Source organism: Epibacterium ulvae, assembly GCF_900102795.1.
In the GTDB taxonomy this organism is placed as follows: Bacteria; Pseudomonadota; Alphaproteobacteria; order Rhodobacterales; family Rhodobacteraceae; genus Epibacterium; species Epibacterium ulvae.
In genome coordinates this window covers 241,243-256,742 of the sequence record NZ_FMWG01000002.1, presented here as the reverse complement: position 1 = coordinate 256,742, position 15,500 = coordinate 241,243, and the positions used below count along the sequence as shown (strand labels likewise).

Here is a 15,500-nt window from a genome sequence, read left to right as displayed (position 1 = left end):
TCTGCGCCCAAGACCCATCGCCCTTTTGGGCGACGGGGTGGGAGGGTGGGCGTCGCTCAAAAGGGCGATTAAAACGCCGCTTCAACATCTCCCATCCGCACATAAACAGACTTTACCTGACTGTAGTGATTGATCGCCTCTTTGGAATTTTCACGTCCAACACCAGACGCCTTCACGCCTCCAAACGGGGCTTCAACCGGCGCATCATTGTAAGAGTTGATAAAGCAGCTTCCCGCTTCCAAGGCACCAATCACCCGATGTCCACGGCTGAGATCACGTGTGAAAACCCCCGCAGAAAGACCAAATTCAGTGTCATTGGCGCGGGCAATCACCTCTGCTTCATCTTCAAAGTCCAGCACCGCCATAACCGGGCCAAAAATCTCTTCACGGGCGATGACCATATCGTCCGTGACATCTGCAAAAACGGTTGGTGCCACGAAATATCCGGGCATATCAACGCGATTGCCACCACAGATCAGGCGCGCGCCTTCTTCTTTACCCTGCTCTATGTAGCCAAGCACGATATCCATCTGACGTTCTGAGACCATCGGCCCAAAATTGGTGGCTTCATCCTGCGGATCACCCAAGATCGCGCCAGACACGCGCTCTGCCAGACGGGCCAGAAATTCCTCTTTGATGTCTTTATGAACAAAAACACGCGTCCCGTTTGAGCACACTTGCCCAGATGAATAGAAATTGCCGTTGATGGCGCCACCAATTGCATTTTCGATATCTGCGTCTTCAAAGACGATCATCGGTGACTTGCCGCCCAGCTCCATGGTGACATGTTTCATCTCACTTGCAGCAGCGGCATAGACCTTTTTGCCTGTTGGCACGGAGCCTGTCAGCGACACTTTGTCAACGCGTGGGTCTGTGACCAATGCGCCCCCAACCTCACCCATGCCCTGAATGACATTGTAAAGACCGGCCGGCAGACCCGCCTCGTGCAGAATTTCAGCCACTTTCAGGGCACAAAGCGGGGTGGTCTCAGAAGGTTTAAAGACCATCGCATTGCCACAGGCCAAGGCAGGTGCGCCTTTCCAGCAGGCGATTTGCGTTGGATAGTTCCACGCACCGATACCGACGCAGACGCCCAGTGGTTCGCGCACGGTATAGACCCAATCTTCGCCCAGCGGGATGTGCTCTCCGGTCAGGCTGGCAGCAAGCCCACCAAAATATTCCAGCGCGTCCGCCCCGGATGTTGCGTCTGCCACTAAGGTCTCCTGCAAGGGTTTACCGGTGTCGTAGGTCTCTAAGACCGACAGGTCGTGATTGCGCTCGCGCAGGATATCCGCAGCGCGGCGCAGAATACGACCCCGCTCTGTTCCCGTCATTTTTGCCCAGGCTGTTTGCGCCGCTTTCGCGGTTTCAAGCGCTTTTTCAACAATCGCTGGTGTTGCGGCATAAACCGTCGCGATGGTTTCGCCTGTAGCTGCATAGATCACCGGGATCGGTGTACCAGTCGTGTCTTCAACATATTCACCATTGATGAAATGGCTTGCAGTCGGTTGAGCGAGATGGGTCATCTGAGCGGATCCTAGACAGAGGTTTCTTGCGGATGTGAGATCAGGCACCGGTGGCATAAGCCGTCCTACGCGGCCTCCGCCCTGCCTGAGCGAACTGTTGCAGCCCCTATATCACCCTCAGTTAAATCACGGAATGTTTTTTTGTATCGCCATTTAAGTTTCATCTTTTTTCACATCAGTGATTGTCACCGCTCTTTAGCTGTCGCAAGAATGCGCCATGGGACGAAAGAGTATCAGAGATATCCGCAACGAAGAGTTGATCGAAGCCACCATCATAGCGGTGCACGACCGTGGCTATGGTGTTGTCACAATGGCAGAAATTGCGCGCGAAGCTGGCGCCTCGGCTGCATCGATCAACTATTATTTCGGGTCAAAAGAAGGCCTGATGGAAGCAACCATGCGCCATTTGCTGAACAAATTAAGACGCGCAATGATTACCGGCTTTGCACAGGCCCCTTCGTCGCTGGATCGTCTTTATGCGGTGATTGATGCCAATTTTTCAGACGATCTGTTCACCCCGGCGCAATGCAGCGTCTGGATGCAATTCTGGTCAAACGCCCCTTATTCAGAACGGCTGGCGCGCCTTCACAGGATCAACCGATCCCGTGTGGAGAGCCATTTTCTGGCGGAATTGCGTGGTCTTTTACCGGCGGACCGTGTGAAACCAGCGCAAGAGGCCCTGCAGGCCTATATGGATGGCGTCTGGCTTCAGGTCGCGCTTGGTGCGCTTCATGTGTCTCCTGCAGAGGCGCGCGCCGCGGCGCACCGGGTTGTGGATGTGGTTTTAAACCGCGCCTGAGATCCCTACTCACATCAAGAGCAGTTTGATGGCAATCGCCCACATCACAAGGCCAACCCCCAGATCCAGAACCTGCCACGCACGTGGCCGGGCAAAGACCGGGGCAAGAAGACTTGCCCCATAGGCCAGCATGAAAAAGAACGAGAAACTGGCCACAATCGCCCCCAAAGCAAAAATCGGCGGCGTATCGTATTGTGCCGAAATTGACCCCAACAGCACAACAGTGTCCAGATAGACATGCGGATTCAGCCAGGTAAGCGCAAGCAGGGTCATCAGAACAGGCCATAAAGGCTGGCTTTTCTCTTCTGCCGCTGAAAGTGCGGCACCGCCGCGCCAGGCTGAAATCAAGCTGCGCAGTCCATACCAGAACAAGAATGCAGCCCCTCCCAGACGCATAGCAGTTTCAAACCAAGGCACTGCGGATGTGAGGGCACCAAAGCCAAACACGCCCGCCGCGACCAAGACCGCATCTGAGGCCGCACATGTTAACGCAACAGCAAAGACATGTTGCCGTCGCAATCCCTGCCTCAGCACAAAGGCATTCTGCGCGCCAATCGCCATAATCAGGCTAAATGCGAGGAAGAAACCGGCAATAAAACTGGGCCACATGGGGTGCCTCCTTTTGTGTCTTGTCTTTGCATAAAGCACGCGCAAGCATTAGACTAATTAATATGAATGACGCTAAGTAAGAGTCTCTAATGCATATTGATCCGCGACACCTTGCAGCACTGTCATCTGTTTTGCGGTTGGGAAGCTTTGACAGTGCAGCGCATGATCTGGGAGTGACGCCTTCGGCGATTTCTCAGCGGATCAAAGCCCTAGAAGATCGGATCGGTGCTGTTTTGATCCATCGCGGCCCCCCTTGCACAGGCACCAAGGCAGGTCTGCGATTGGCAAAACACGCCGAAGATATCAACCTTTTGGATGCGACACTGCTTGCGGATCTGGGCTTGGCGAAACAAACGGCGCCCACACAGTTGCGCGTGGCAGTAAATGCGGACAGTCTTGCCACCTGGTTTGTAGAGGCCATGGCCGCCTGTGACGGGTTTCTATTTGATCTGGTCATAGATGATCAGGACTACAGCGCAGACTGGCTGCGTCGGGGCGAAGTTTCTGCAGCGGTGACAGCCGACAACAGCATTGTGCAGGGCTGTGACAGCTATGCGCTTGGTGCGTTGCAATATCGCGCAACGGCAAGCCCGGAATTTATAGATCGCTGGCTGTCAAATAGCGCTGATCCTGAGGCGTTTTCAAAAGCCCCCAGCCTGATTTTTAATACCAAAGATGGGCTGCAAAAGAATTGGCTTTCGCACTATGTGGGACCGGGGTTGAGACCACCACATCACTTTCTGCCCTCCACCCATGCCTTTGTGGATGCAGCGCGTCTAGGGTTGGGATGGGGGTTAAACCCCGCCGTATTGGTGGATCCGCTGATCGAACGTGGGGAATTGCAAACGCTATTGCCAGATAGCGATGTTGCAACCCATCTGTGTTGGCAGGTCAGCCGAATGCTGGCCCCTGCCCTCACATCCGTCACCAAAGCGGTTCGAAAAACAGCCCAGAAACACCTGCTGCAAGTCACTGCAGCAGGTTAGATAGGGGGGCTTGTTTACAGCTCGACCCGTACCTCATGCATCCAGAGCTTTGCCGGGCGCGACAACATAAAGACCACCACATCAGCCAAATCATCGGGTTCGGTGAAAATGTGGTTTGGCACCTCTTCGCTGGCTTTGGCAAACATGCCCGTGTTGGTGCCGCTCTGATACAGACCTGCCACCCGCACGCCGGTTTCGGCCTCGTCTTCTTTCAGCACATCGGTAAAGCCCCGCACGCCGTATTTGGTGGCCGAGTAAACGGACTGCCCTGCCTGCGCCACAACGCCAGATTTTGAGGCCACATTCAGCACCGCCGCCTCATCACGCGTACGCAGGGCTGGCAGCACATGCCGTGTCAGTTGCATCAACGCTGTAAGGTTGGTCTGAACGGTGGTCACCAGCATATCCGCATCAATGCTGTCCAAAGGCCCTGCCTTGTGCCAAATGCCCGCATTGTTGATCAGAATGTCCGCGCCGCCAAAATCCGCCAGGATCTGCTGCGCGCCCGTTTCAATTGCAGCCGGATCCATCAGATCAACCGCATAAGCCCGCGCCTCTGCTGCGCCCAGCGCCAGCGTTTCAGCCACGACCGTGTCCAGACGCGTTTGATTGCGCCCCAGAACGGCAATTCGGCACCCTTCAGCTGCCAGTTTCAGACAGATATGGCGACCAATTCCGTCGCTTCCACCAGTGACAATGACCGTTTTACCTTTGAGTTGCATCTTATCGCCTTTTCTCGTTTGCTATGACCTAGCGCCCCCCCGGCAAACTGCGCAAGGTCAAACAAACATGCCCACCGTCGATCCGCCGTTTCAGACCACCCCTGTCGCCGCCGCCTTTGAAGCCTTTGCGCCGGATCAGCAGCAGATTCTTTTGCAAATCCGCGCTTTGATTTTTGCCACAGCAGCCCAATTGCCTGAGGTGGGCGCGATTGATGAAACTCTAAAGTGGGGTCAGCCGTCTTATGTGCCAAAGAAACGCAACACCGGCACGCCCCTGCGGCTGGGCTGTCCAAAATCCGGCGGCGTGGCGGTGTACACCCATTGCCAAACCACTGTGATCCCGCAGTTTCGTGACCTTTTCCCAGATCATTTTCAATACGATGGCACACGTGCGGTCCACCTTGCAACCACACAGGCGGTGCCCAACGAACAGCTGGAATTTCTGATCCGCAGCGCGCTGCGTTACCATCTTGGCTAGGGCAGCCCGTTAGACAGCGCAATGCAGACAGGCCGGAAACGCAAAAAGCCCGCCAGTATTGGCGAGCTTTTGTGTCACGTAAGATCGGTTTTACAGCTGCGCCATAACCTCATCAGAGGCTTCAAAGTTGGTGGTCACACGCTGCACGTCATCATCATCTTCCAAAGCTTCCACAAGCTTCATCAGCTTTTGCATGCCTTCTAGATCCAATTCGGTGGTGGTGGTGGGTTTCCATACCAATTTGGTTGATTCAGATTCGCCCAGTTCTGCTTCCAGCGCGGTGGACACCTCATTCAGATCTACGTCTTCACAGTAGATCACGTGTCCCTCTTCGCTGCTTTCAACGTCTTCTGCCCCTGCTTCGATGGCGGCCATCATCACGGTGTCAGCGTCACCTGCTGATGCGGGGTAGATCACTTCACCTTTACGGTCGAACATAAAGCCAACCGAACCGGTTTCGCCAAGGTTGCCGCCGTTTTTGGAAAAGGTAGAGCGCACTGTTGAAGCCGTGCGGTTTTTGTTATCGGTCATTGTTTCAACGATAACCGCAACCCCGCTTGGACCGTAGCCTTCGTAGCGGATTTCATCGTAGTTTTCAGCGTCGCCGCCCTGTGATTTCTTGATCGCGCGTTCAATCACATCCTTTGGGACGGATTGGCTTTTTGCTTCTTTCACCGCCAGACGCAGGCGGGGATTCTTTTCAGGATCCGGGTCGCCCATTTTTGCGGCCACTGTGATCTCTTTTGCGAGTTTAGAAAAAAGCTTTGAACGTACCGCGTCCTGACGGCCTTTGCGGTGCTGGATATTTGCCCATTTTGAATGGCCTGCCATGATGCATCCCTGCCTTAGTCGTGTGAAGTCTGTTTGAATTGACACTCATATAGCCGGGGAGAGACCGGGCTTTCAAGCCATCTCAGCGCGCATGGATGCATGGGCTTTAGAACAGGGGGGCAATCTGGGATGTTAAAGCAATCAGAAAAGAGCCGCCAACAACGATGGACAGAAAAACAACGCGACTACTCATAGGACAGGCTCCTTGACTGGATATGTGTCACAAATGGGAAAATCGTGGTGCATTTCCAGTATGGAAGACCTGACCTTTGGGCCTTTGTGCGAAAGCCTGCCTAGAGCGGCCAGAACACAGGGATCAAGGCAGAGGCCAAAAGGCCCACGGACAGGTTCAATGGGATCCCAACACGCAAGAAGTCTGAAAAACGATATCCACCGGGTCCGTAGACCAACATATTGGTCTGATAGCCAATAGGTGTTGCAAAAGAGGCAGAGGCTGCGACCATCACCGCAACGACCAGCGGGCGTGGATCAAGGCCCATCGCCTGCGCAAGACCGATCGCAATGGGCGTCACCACCACAGCCACCGCATTGTTTGACACGAGTTCGGTCAAAACAGAGGTCAGCAGATAGATCGCCCAGACAAGCAACACTGGCGGTAACATCGACAGCCCCGGTGCAATTGCATCCACAATCAATTGCACCGCACCAGAGTGTTCCAGCGCTGCGCCAATGGCGAGCATCGAAAAGATCAACACCAGCAACCGCCCATCGACAAATGAGAAGGCCTCGTCTGCATCAATGCAGCGCGACACGAGGACCAGCGCCACCGCAAGGATCGACAGTAAAAAGATGGGCGCAACGCCAAACGCGGCCAATGCAACGATCGCAAACAAAGACAACAAGGCCACAGGCGCATGGCTGCGGCGATAGGCCCGCTGAGAGGGTTGCGACACCTCGGCCATATCCATATCAACCGACAGACGTTGAATGTCTTCTGCAGACCCTTCAAGCAAAAGCGTATCGCCAACACGGACCACAAGATCATCAATCTGGGTGCCAATGTTCTGGTTTTTCCGATGCACAGCCAAGACATAGACACCATACCGCCGACGCAAACGCAGCGCCCCCAAGGTGCGCCCGACCATACGGCATCCGGGTGTAATCAAGACTTCAACAGTCGTGGTTTCCACCGCCGAAACCTGATCCACGCGGCGCAGTTCCTTGTTGTTTTGAAGGCTGAGCAATTCAGTCATCTCGGTGCGCAAAATCACACGGTCCCCGACCTGCAAAGACACCTCTTTCAAATTGCGACGCAGCGAGACTTCGCTGCGCACCACATCAATCAAGCGCACACCGGGGCGTTTGAACAACCGCACGCCAAGCACGTCTCGCCCGATCAAGTTGCTGTCTGGTGGAATGACCGCCTCGGTAAAGAATTTCATCTTGGAACGATCACTGAGGAGGGTCGCCATACTGTCACGGTCTGGCAGCAGATGAGGTGCGATGAACCGCAGGTACACCATACCCCAAATGACCAAAATCACACCAAGCGGGGTGACTTCAAAGATAGAAAACGCTTCCAGCCCCTGCGCGCGCGCAACCCCGTCCACCAAGAGGTTTGTCGAGGTCCCGATCAACGTTAGAGTGCCTCCAAGAATGGCTGCATAGCTGAGCGGGATAAGCAACTTTGACGCTGCCACTCCAAGCGTGCGCGCGATTTGTACGAACACCGGGATCATCACAACAACAACAGGCGTGTTAGAGACCACAGCGGAAGAAGCCACAACAAACCCCATCAAAAGCGCAATCGCGACCTGCGGGCTGGTTTCTGCTTTTTTCCGCGCAAAAATCGTAAAGGCCTCAAGCGCGCCTGTGCGCACCAAAGCTCCCATGATCAGAAACATCGCACCAATGGTCCAAGGCGCAGGGTTTGAAAGCACGGGCAGCGCGGCGTCATAGGGTAAAACACCTGTGGCCAGCATGAGCGCCACGCCCATCACCGCTACGACCTCGGTCGGGTAAGCTTCCCGCAGAAATGCAAGAAACATCACCATCACGATCACCAGCGCCAAAATCGGTGCGGCGTTTGGGCCAAGGTTGAGAAGATGAATCATGAGATGAAACGCCCCATTAATTTAAAAAAGAGCGCTCTACCAAAGCCTTAAGCGCCACGCGTTAGGCTGGTATTTTGCCCAATTCAAACCATGGGGGCAAGCAAAAGGCAGACCAGAGAGGACAGCTGCCCATTGCGCAAGCATTCAACTTAAGGGGTGCTCTCTTGGAGCAGGCCGCCGTTTCGCACCATCTGAACCTTTGTTGCGGCTCCGGTGCGGTCATCGGTTTCGATATAAACGCCTGATAAGGTAGCTTCGCCGTTGGCCGGGGTAAAACGCCCTTTGGGCATGCCTGTCAAAAAGCGGCGCATGGGTTCTGATTTTTCCATGCCGATCACAGAATTATAATCGCCGCACATGCCAGCATCTGTCAGATAGGCGGTTCCTTCTGACAGGATCTGCGCATCGCCGGTAGGAACATGCGTATGCGTGCCCACCACAAGGGACGCGCGCCCATTGCAAAAATGCCCCATGGCCATTTTCTCGGATGTGGCTTCGCAATGCATATCAACGATAACCGCCTGTGCCAGCCCGCCGCGTGGATGCGCTTTCAGCACAGCCTCAACTGATCCAAACGGATCATCATAAGCGCGCTTCATGAACACCTGACCCAGTGCCTGCAGCACCAAGATCTTGCGTCCACCAGGTGCGTTAAACAAACGATAGCCCCGTCCCGGCGCGCCTTTGGCAAAGTTCAGAGGCCGCACGATACGGCTTTCATTTTCAATGAACTGCAACATATCTTTTTGATCAAAGGCATGATCCCCTAAGGTCAGGCAATCAACGCCTGCCGCAAGGAGGGATTTTGCGTGGTCTCCGCTCAACCCCATGCCGTTTGAAGCATTTTCACCATTCACAATAACAAAATCGAGACGCCAATCCTGCCGCAGTTGCGGAAGACGTTCCGTGATTGCCTGACGCCCTGAGCGCCCCATTACATCGCCAAGAAAGAGTATACGCATACCCTCTCCTAGGCTTCACCTTGCAAAAGAACAAGGGCACGCACGCAGAGTTACAGAAAGTTTCGCGAAATCATCACACCCTAGGCGGGACTCAGGACGCCCTGCTCTGTCACAATCATATCAAGCGGCTGATCGGTTGCTTCCAGTGGCAGATCCTCTGCCTCTTGCGCGGCAAATGCAAACCCAATTGCCAGGGTCGCGCGTTTGGCCCGCAATCTTTCAAGGGTACGATCATAAAACCCACCGCCATAGCCAAGCCGCCCACCTGTACGATCAAACGCAACAAGGGGCACAATCAGAATTTCGGGTTCGAAAAAATCATCCTGTTCGGGCACTTTTGCGCCAAAGGGGCCGTCACGCAAGGCGCCTTCGGGCTGCCATCTGCTGAACTTTAAAGGTTGCCCCATACCAGTGATCACCGGCACACCAACAGGGCCATAAGCTGCAGCCTCTGCCATTGCTGGCAAGGGGTCAATTTCGGTGCGGATCGGCATATAACCGGCGATTGGCACTCCCCGATAGCCTGCAAGCACCCCTGATAGCGAGCCTGCAACACTGGGCGGGCGCGCATCAAACGCAGCCTTGCGGCGTACAAAAGCCGCTTTGCGGGCCTTTGCCTTGATCTCAACCAGATCGGTGTCGCTCATATCTACTCCTATAGTAAAATCATCGCAGCAAGGCCAAGGAAGGCAAAAAAGCCAACAACATCCGTAACCGTCGTCACAAAGGCACCAGAAGCCAAAGCCGGATCGATTTTAAGCTTATCCAGAACAATGGGAATAATGGTTCCGGCAAGTCCCGCCACCACAAGATTTATCACCATGGATATCGCAATCACGGCTCCCAAAAGTGGCGAGCCAAACCACACGATCCCAATCAGAGCCATCACAATTGCAAACACAGCGCCATTGATCAGCCCGACCAGTGTTTCCCGCCGGATCACCCGCCACACGTTTGATCCTGTAAGGTCACGCGTGGCCAAAGCGCGCACCGCAACTGTCAGCGACTGCGTGCCTGCATTGCCCCCCATGGATGCAACAATCGGCATCAACACCGCAAGCGCGACAAAGCCCGCAATGGTCTCTTCAAATTGCGCAATCACCAGAGAGGCCAGAATGGCCGTCACCAAATTCACCGCAAGCCAGGGAAACCGTTTTTTCGTGGTATCCATCACACGGTCTGAGAGTGAGCTTTCCTCACCAACGCCTGCAAGACGCAGGATGTCTTCTTCGTGTTCTTCGTCCAGCACTGCCATCGCATCATCGATGGTGATCACCCCAACCAGACGACCATTCCCATCCACCACCGGCGCCGAGATCAAATGATATTGGTTAAAAGCATAGGCCACGTCTTCTTCATCCAGATCAGCGGAGAAAGCTTCAAACGTCTCTTCCATCAAATCACTGATCTGGACATTGCGCGGCGAGCCCATGATACGCCCCAAGGTCACATTCCCAACCGGACGCAGCCGCGGATCAACCAGAACAACGTGGTAAAACTGTTCAGGAAGATCATCGCTTTCACGCATGAAATCGATCACCTGGCCGACATTCCAATGCTCAGGTGCCATCACCACTTCGCGCTGCATCAAACGCCCGGCAGAGTTTTCGGGGAAAGACATTGATTGCTCGACCGCGATACGATCTGAATCTTCGAGTGCTTCAAGAATGGCTTCTTGCTGAGGTTCTTCAAGATCCTCGATCAGATCAACAACGTCATCGCTTTCCAGATCCCGCACCGCTTCGGCCAGAACCACGGGATTGAGGATTGCAATAACCTCTTCGCGGATATTTTCGTCTAGCTCTGAAAGGATCTCACCTTCGAATTCTCGTCCGTATAACTGGATCAGGCGCTTTCGGTCATAGGCGTTGATCTGTTCCAGAAGGTCAGCAATATCAGCCGCATGCAGCGGCTCCATCAGATCCGCCAGTTGAGCCTGATCTTCACGGTCCACAGCATAAAGTACGGCCGCGGTTAATTTTCGTGTAAGCTCAAACCGTTCATCAGGTGCCACGTCTGTGCTGGCGATCTCTTGCGCGCTGCTCATGCTGGCTGTCCCCCAATGCTTGTTTTGTTGCACGTTAAAAGAAGCAGTTACCGGAAAACAATGACAATGGCATAATTTACCAGAAGGTTTGTGTGCTTTAGGGTGCACCACGCACAACAGCAAGAAAAGGGTGCACAGATGGCGAAAATTTTGACCGGGCAGGTTCTGTCATTCACAGGCACACCTTTCGCCGGTGAGACGCCAACTGATGCTGTTACCCTTTCTGATGCCGTGCTGATCCAAGATGGCAAGATTGCAGCTCTTGGCGCGGTTCAAACCCTAATGGCGCAGTCCCCTGAAGCGACGGTCATTGATCATGGTGATATGGTCATTTCGGCCGGGTTTGTGGATGCCCATGTTCACTATCCCCAAACCGCAATTGTCGCCAGTTGGGGAAAACGCCTGATTGACTGGCTAAACACCTATACTTTCCCAGAAGAGATGCGGTTTTGTGACCCCGCTTATGCACGAGAGATCGCGGAGCGCTATCTTGATCTGTCTGTCAGCAATGGCACCACCACGGCTTGTAGTTTCTGCACCATTCATCCCGAAAGTGTCGAGGCGCTGTTTACCGCAGCCCGCGCACGCGGCCAGCGTCTTGTCGCCGGGAAAACCTGCATGGATCGTAACGCGCCGGATGGGCTGCGCGACACGGCGCAAATTGCATATGATCAAAGTGCGGCGTTGATTGGCCAGTGGCACGGCGCAGACCGTTTGACTTATGCCATCACGCCACGGTTTTCGCCAACTTCGACGCCTGAACAACTGGAAGCTATGGGCGCGCTTTGGAAAGAGCATCCGACGTGCCTGATGCAGACCCATCTCAGCGAACAGACGGATGAAATCGAATGGGTCAAATCCCTATTCCCCCAAGCCCGTGATTATCTTGATACTTATGAAGAGTTCGGGCTGCTTGGCGCGCGTGGAGTTTATGGCCATGCGATCCACCTAGAAGAGCGCGAACGTCATCGCTTGCGCGAATATGGCGCCGCACTGGTCCATTGCCCCACATCAAATACATTCATTGGGTCGGGGCTGTTTGATATGGCTGGGCTCATGGCTGAAGGACAACGTATCGGGCTTGCCACGGACACGGGCGGCGGTTCAAGCTTTTCGATGCTCAGAACCATGGCAGCTGCTTATGAAATCGGCCAGTTGAAAGGTCATGCGCTGCACCCGGCGCAGCTTTTGTGGCTTGCAACACAAGGATCGGCTGCTGCGCTGCGTCTGGAAGACAAGGTCGGCAACATCACCCCTGGGCTGGAAGCCGATTTGGTGGTTCTTGATCTGCACTCCACCCCAGCAATTGCCCAACGAACGCAACGCGCCGATGACATCTGGGAATCCGTCTTTCCGACACTGATGATGGGAGATGATCGGGCCATCGCGCAGGTTTATATCGCAGGTGAAGCGGTCCACCCCTAAAGATTATGTTGCCTGTGCAAGGTCCACTGCTCTTGCGCCATGACGTGCGATCAGGGCGGGCAGATCCAGTGTTGTCAACTGACCATCAGCAACAACCTGACGCCCCTCTACAAAAAGGTGCTTCACTTGCGTCGCACCAGCCAAGAGCACGGCACCGGGATCCCAGCTGCCACTTGCGCCAAGCGCCTGTGCATCCCAGACAGCGATATCAGCACGGGCACCCGGCATCAGCCGACCGCATTCTGGGCGCCCCAACACATCAGCCCCACCGCGCGTGGCGATTTCTAGCGCTTCGTAAGATCCCATTGCATCTGCGCCAAGAACCACACGCTGCAACATCATGGCCTGACGTGCCTCTCCGATCATATTCGCCATATCGTTGCTGGCGGAGCCATCGACCCCCAGCCCCACCGGCACGCCTGCATCACGCATTGCGCGCACAGGGGCAACACCACTACCAAGGCGGCAATTGGAACAGGGGCAATGGGCGACACCCGTGCGGGTTTTGGCAAACAGGTCGATCTCTGCCCCGTTCAGTTTCACGCAATGTGCGTGCCACACATCATCCCCGGTCCAGCCCAGGTCTTGGGCGTATTGGCCCGGGCGACAGCCAAACTGCGCGAGTGAATAGGCCACGTCCTCGTCATTTTCCGCGAGATGCGTGTGAAGCATAACACCTTTGTCACGGGCTAAAACGGCGACATCCCGCATCAGATCCCGGCTGACTGAAAAAGGAGAACACGGGGCAAGTCCAACCCGGCACATTGAGGCCGGGCTTGCATCATGAAAGCCATCCACAACCCGGATCATATCGTTCAAAATATCGGCTTCGCGCTCCACAAGGTGATCTGGAGGCAAACCACCAGCGCTTTCGCCAATACTCATCGCGCCACGTGTGGGCTGGAATCGCAATCCAACCGTTTTTGCCGCTTCGATTGTATCTTCGAGACGGGCACCATTGGGATAGAGGTACAAATGATCCGCGCTCAGCGTGCATCCAGAGAGTGCAAGTTCAGCAAGGCCCAGCTGTGCAGAGAGGAAGAAATCCTCTGGCGTCATGCGAGACCAGATCGGATAGAGCGTTTTCAACCACCCAAACAGCAAGGCATCCTGTGCAGCAGGAACGGCGCGCGTCAGGTTTTGGTAGAGATGATGATGGGTATTCACCAACCCCGGCGTAATGACACAATCTGTTGCAAGGAGTGTTTCGCCCTTACTCTCCAAATCCGGCCCGACAGCTGCAATTGCCCCATCTTGGATTAAGACATCTGCACCTTCAAAGATCTGGCGCTGCTCATCCATCGTGATGATTTTACGAGCGTTTTTCAGGAGTATTTCACGCATTGATCACACCTCATATCTGCCCGCTTCGGTTGAGAAGTGTGATGTTAATCCGACAGAAGACGGGCAAAGGACTCGGATCCGAGCAGATGTTAGCGCAAGCGCTGCGCCGTTTTCAAGCGCCTTTCAGCAGGTCCATAGCTGCGCGATGCAATTCTGGCGTTGCGGCCGCAAGAGCCCGCCCGCCATTATGCGCCAGCGCTCCATCCCAATCCGTAACAATGCCCCCTGCCGCCTGAATAACAGCAATCGGAGCTTGAATATCATAAGGGTTTAGCACGCTTTCAATCACCAGATCGATCTGCCCAGCGGCCAGCAGTGCATAGGCATAGCAATCACACCCAAAGCGGGTCAGCTGAACCTGCGCAGAAACACGTTCAAACGCAGCCCGATCTTCAGGCGTTCCGACCTCAGGGAATGTGGTAAACAGCGTTGCCTGAGCGAGATCCGTCGTCGTCCGGCAATTCAGATTCGCAACCCCCAGCGGACCTGTTACTGAGGCAATGTCAGCCCCTCCGACAAAACGCTCGCCGATATAGGGTTGGTCGATAATACCCAAAAAAGGCCCTGTTTCATCAGATAAAGCGATTAAGACACCCCACGTCGGTGTGCCACTGATGAAGCCTCTGGTCCCGTCAATTGGATCCAGCACCCAGGTGCGCCCTGACGTTCCCACCAGATTGTCGTATTCTTCACCCAAGATACCATCGGCAGGGCGATGCTGCGACAAAATTTCACGCATGGCGCGCTCGGCAGCGCGATCTGCGATCGTCACAGGATCAAACCCATCCTGCGCCTTGTTTTCGGCGGCACTGGAGAGTTTACGAAAGTGAGGGAGGATTGCTGCACGGGCTGCATCAGCCAAAAGATGTGCAACATCAAGATCAGAAAGGGCGGCATTGGTCATGTCACCACCGGTGACACCAAGCCGCCCAAAATACAAGGTATTTTCTGATATCGAGTTTAAACACCAAACCTAAGATCGGTGAAAAAAGCAATATTCGCTATTGATCAAGCAGCATCGCTTAGCACGCGCGCCAGATCGAACAAGCGACGGCGTTGATTTTCTGGGATTGCATAATACGAGCGCACCAAGTCTAGCGCCTCTTTATCCCCCATCAAATCGTCAGGCATAAGTTTTGAATCTGCAGATACTTCTTTGCCGTCCTCTTGCAGACCTTCAAAAAAGAAACTAACCTGCACATCCAACGCATCCGAAATATCCCAAAGACGTGAGGCACTCACTCGGTTTGCCCCAGTTTCGTATTTCTGGATTTGTTGAAATTTGATACCCACCTGCTCGGCCAGCTGTTGTTGTGTCATGCCAATTAGCCATCTACGATGGCGAATGCGTTTTCCGACATGCACGTCTACAGGATGTGCCATATTCTGTTCTCCTAGTCAAAATAATCCACTGCAATTGGTCCAGATCGACAGCCAAAAAGAGCGCTTCCTCGGATACACCTCCGACGAAACGCCCTGACTAGGATTTTCCCCATCATCCATGATCTGAGCCCAACCACGAGACGAGTTTACGACCTTTACGGTTGAAAACAAGCACGCCTCAGTTCCATTCACACCTCAAAAAAAACAAGCAATTGATTCTAAATAATAAAAAACTTACACATAACGACACCGTGAATAATGCCGCAAACAATGCTGCGCAGAGACTATAAACTAAAGTATAGGTCGCTATCCT

15 protein-coding genes are annotated in these 15,500 nt (G+C 54.3%); 4 read left to right on the top strand and 11 right to left on the bottom strand.

The window, feature by feature from the left end; all coding sequences use genetic code 11:
- Positions 1 to 68: 68 nt before the first annotated feature.
- Positions 69 to 1,526, bottom strand: a complete 1,458-nt coding sequence (gene betB, locus BLP79_RS03725) for a betaine-aldehyde dehydrogenase (protein ID WP_090216470.1) — start codon at positions 1,524 to 1,526, stop codon at positions 69 to 71.
- A 217-nt stretch (positions 1,527 to 1,743) separates the two neighbouring features.
- On the opposite strand from betB, the gene betI reads away from it, so the two are divergent.
- A complete protein-coding gene (gene betI / locus BLP79_RS03720; RefSeq protein WP_090216466.1) occupies positions 1,744 to 2,325 on the top strand; it encodes a choline-binding transcriptional repressor BetI in 582 nt (193 codons plus the stop codon).
- 9 nt (positions 2,326 to 2,334) lie between these two features.
- Here the strand turns inward: betI and BLP79_RS03715 are convergent, their stop codons facing one another.
- Positions 2,335 to 2,934: a LysE/ArgO family amino acid transporter gene (locus tag BLP79_RS03715; RefSeq protein WP_090216463.1), complete on the bottom strand. Its 600-nt coding sequence runs from the start codon at positions 2,932 to 2,934 to the stop codon at positions 2,335 to 2,337.
- Between the two features lie 89 nt (positions 2,935 to 3,023).
- Here BLP79_RS03715 and BLP79_RS03710 point away from each other — a divergent pair, with 89 nt between their 5' ends.
- Positions 3,024 to 3,920, top strand: coding sequence for a LysR family transcriptional regulator ArgP (locus tag BLP79_RS03710; protein ID WP_090216461.1), 897 nt, complete (start codon positions 3,024 to 3,026; stop codon positions 3,918 to 3,920).
- A gap of 14 nt (positions 3,921 to 3,934) precedes the next feature.
- On the opposite strand, the gene BLP79_RS03705 is transcribed toward BLP79_RS03710, so the two are convergent.
- Entirely contained in the window at positions 3,935 to 4,642 is a 708-nt protein-coding gene (locus BLP79_RS03705) for an SDR family oxidoreductase (RefSeq protein ID WP_090216458.1), read from the bottom strand.
- A gap of 67 nt (positions 4,643 to 4,709) precedes the next feature.
- Here BLP79_RS03705 and BLP79_RS03700 point away from each other — a divergent pair, with 67 nt between their 5' ends.
- Positions 4,710 to 5,120, top strand: a complete 411-nt coding sequence (locus BLP79_RS03700; protein ID WP_090216455.1) for a DUF1801 domain-containing protein — start codon at positions 4,710 to 4,712, stop codon at positions 5,118 to 5,120.
- Between the two features lie 90 nt (positions 5,121 to 5,210).
- On the opposite strand, the gene BLP79_RS03695 is transcribed toward BLP79_RS03700, so the two are convergent.
- From BLP79_RS03695 to mgtE, 5 genes are all read right to left on the bottom strand, one after another.
- Positions 5,211 to 5,951, bottom strand: coding sequence for a YebC/PmpR family DNA-binding transcriptional regulator (locus BLP79_RS03695; protein ID WP_090216451.1), 741 nt, complete (start codon positions 5,949 to 5,951; stop codon positions 5,211 to 5,213).
- 293 nt (positions 5,952 to 6,244) lie between these two features.
- On the bottom strand, positions 6,245 to 8,026 hold the full coding sequence (locus BLP79_RS03690) for an SLC13 family permease (RefSeq protein ID WP_090216447.1): 1,782 nt from the start codon (positions 8,024 to 8,026) through the stop codon (positions 6,245 to 6,247).
- 149 nt (positions 8,027 to 8,175) lie between these two features.
- Positions 8,176 to 8,988, bottom strand: coding sequence for a TIGR00282 family metallophosphoesterase (locus tag BLP79_RS03685; RefSeq protein WP_090216444.1), 813 nt, complete (start codon positions 8,986 to 8,988; stop codon positions 8,176 to 8,178).
- 80 nt (positions 8,989 to 9,068) lie between these two features.
- Entirely contained in the window at positions 9,069 to 9,635 is a 567-nt protein-coding gene (locus BLP79_RS03680) for a 5-formyltetrahydrofolate cyclo-ligase (RefSeq protein ID WP_090216441.1), read from the bottom strand.
- Between the two features lie 8 nt (positions 9,636 to 9,643).
- Entirely contained in the window at positions 9,644 to 11,035 is a 1,392-nt protein-coding gene (mgtE, locus tag BLP79_RS03675) for a magnesium transporter (RefSeq protein ID WP_090216437.1), read from the bottom strand.
- Positions 11,036 to 11,173: 138 nt separating this feature from the next.
- On the opposite strand from mgtE, the gene guaD reads away from it, so the two are divergent.
- Positions 11,174 to 12,460, top strand: a complete 1,287-nt coding sequence (guaD, locus tag BLP79_RS03670; protein ID WP_090216434.1) for a guanine deaminase — start codon at positions 11,174 to 11,176, stop codon at positions 12,458 to 12,460.
- Positions 12,461 to 12,463: 3 nt separating this feature from the next.
- Here guaD and BLP79_RS03665 read toward each other — a convergent pair whose 3' ends face one another.
- The 3 genes from BLP79_RS03665 to BLP79_RS03655 form a co-directional block, all read right to left on the bottom strand.
- Complete coding sequence (locus BLP79_RS03665) at positions 12,464 to 13,804, bottom strand: 8-oxoguanine deaminase (protein WP_090216432.1); 1,341 nt, start codon at positions 13,802 to 13,804, stop codon at positions 12,464 to 12,466.
- Between the two features lie 112 nt (positions 13,805 to 13,916).
- Positions 13,917 to 14,708: a histidinol-phosphatase gene (gene hisN, locus BLP79_RS03660; RefSeq protein WP_090216928.1), complete on the bottom strand. Its 792-nt coding sequence runs from the start codon at positions 14,706 to 14,708 to the stop codon at positions 13,917 to 13,919.
- A 104-nt stretch (positions 14,709 to 14,812) separates the two neighbouring features.
- A complete protein-coding gene (locus BLP79_RS03655) occupies positions 14,813 to 15,187 on the bottom strand; it encodes a helix-turn-helix domain-containing protein (RefSeq protein ID WP_090216429.1) in 375 nt (124 codons plus the stop codon).
- Between the last annotated feature and the right edge of the window lie 313 nt (positions 15,188 to 15,500).

Excerpts from the sequence above, each read along its gene's own strand:
- guaD (WP_090216434.1), top strand. The coding sequence starts at position 11,174 with ATGGCGAAAATTTTGACCGGGCAGGTTCTGTCATTCACAGGCACACCT.
- BLP79_RS03655 (WP_090216429.1), bottom strand. The coding sequence starts at position 15,187 with ATGGCACATCCTGTAGACGTGCATGTCGGAAAACGCATTCGCCATCGT.
- betI (WP_090216466.1), top strand. The coding sequence starts at position 1,744 with ATGGGACGAAAGAGTATCAGAGATATCCGCAACGAAGAGTTGATCGAA.
- BLP79_RS03685 (WP_090216444.1), bottom strand. The coding sequence starts at position 8,988 with ATGCGTATACTCTTTCTTGGCGATGTAATGGGGCGCTCAGGGCGTCAG.
- BLP79_RS03710 (WP_090216461.1), top strand. The coding sequence starts at position 3,024 with ATGCATATTGATCCGCGACACCTTGCAGCACTGTCATCTGTTTTGCGG.
- betB (WP_090216470.1), bottom strand. The coding sequence starts at position 1,526 with ATGACCCATCTCGCTCAACCGACTGCAAGCCATTTCATCAATGGTGAA.
- hisN (WP_090216928.1), bottom strand. The coding sequence starts at position 14,708 with ATGACCAATGCCGCCCTTTCTGATCTTGATGTTGCACATCTTTTGGCT.
- BLP79_RS03715 (WP_090216463.1), bottom strand. The coding sequence starts at position 2,934 with ATGTGGCCCAGTTTTATTGCCGGTTTCTTCCTCGCATTTAGCCTGATT.
- BLP79_RS03705 (WP_090216458.1), bottom strand. The coding sequence starts at position 4,642 with ATGCAACTCAAAGGTAAAACGGTCATTGTCACTGGTGGAAGCGACGGA.
- BLP79_RS03695 (WP_090216451.1), bottom strand. The coding sequence starts at position 5,951 with ATGGCAGGCCATTCAAAATGGGCAAATATCCAGCACCGCAAAGGCCGT.
- BLP79_RS03690 (WP_090216447.1), bottom strand. The coding sequence starts at position 8,026 with ATGATTCATCTTCTCAACCTTGGCCCAAACGCCGCACCGATTTTGGCG.
- BLP79_RS03665 (WP_090216432.1), bottom strand. The coding sequence starts at position 13,804 with ATGCGTGAAATACTCCTGAAAAACGCTCGTAAAATCATCACGATGGAT.
- BLP79_RS03680 (WP_090216441.1), bottom strand. The coding sequence starts at position 9,635 with ATGAGCGACACCGATCTGGTTGAGATCAAGGCAAAGGCCCGCAAAGCG.
- mgtE (WP_090216437.1), bottom strand. The coding sequence starts at position 11,035 with ATGAGCAGCGCGCAAGAGATCGCCAGCACAGACGTGGCACCTGATGAA.
- BLP79_RS03700 (WP_090216455.1), top strand. The coding sequence starts at position 4,710 with ATGCCCACCGTCGATCCGCCGTTTCAGACCACCCCTGTCGCCGCCGCC.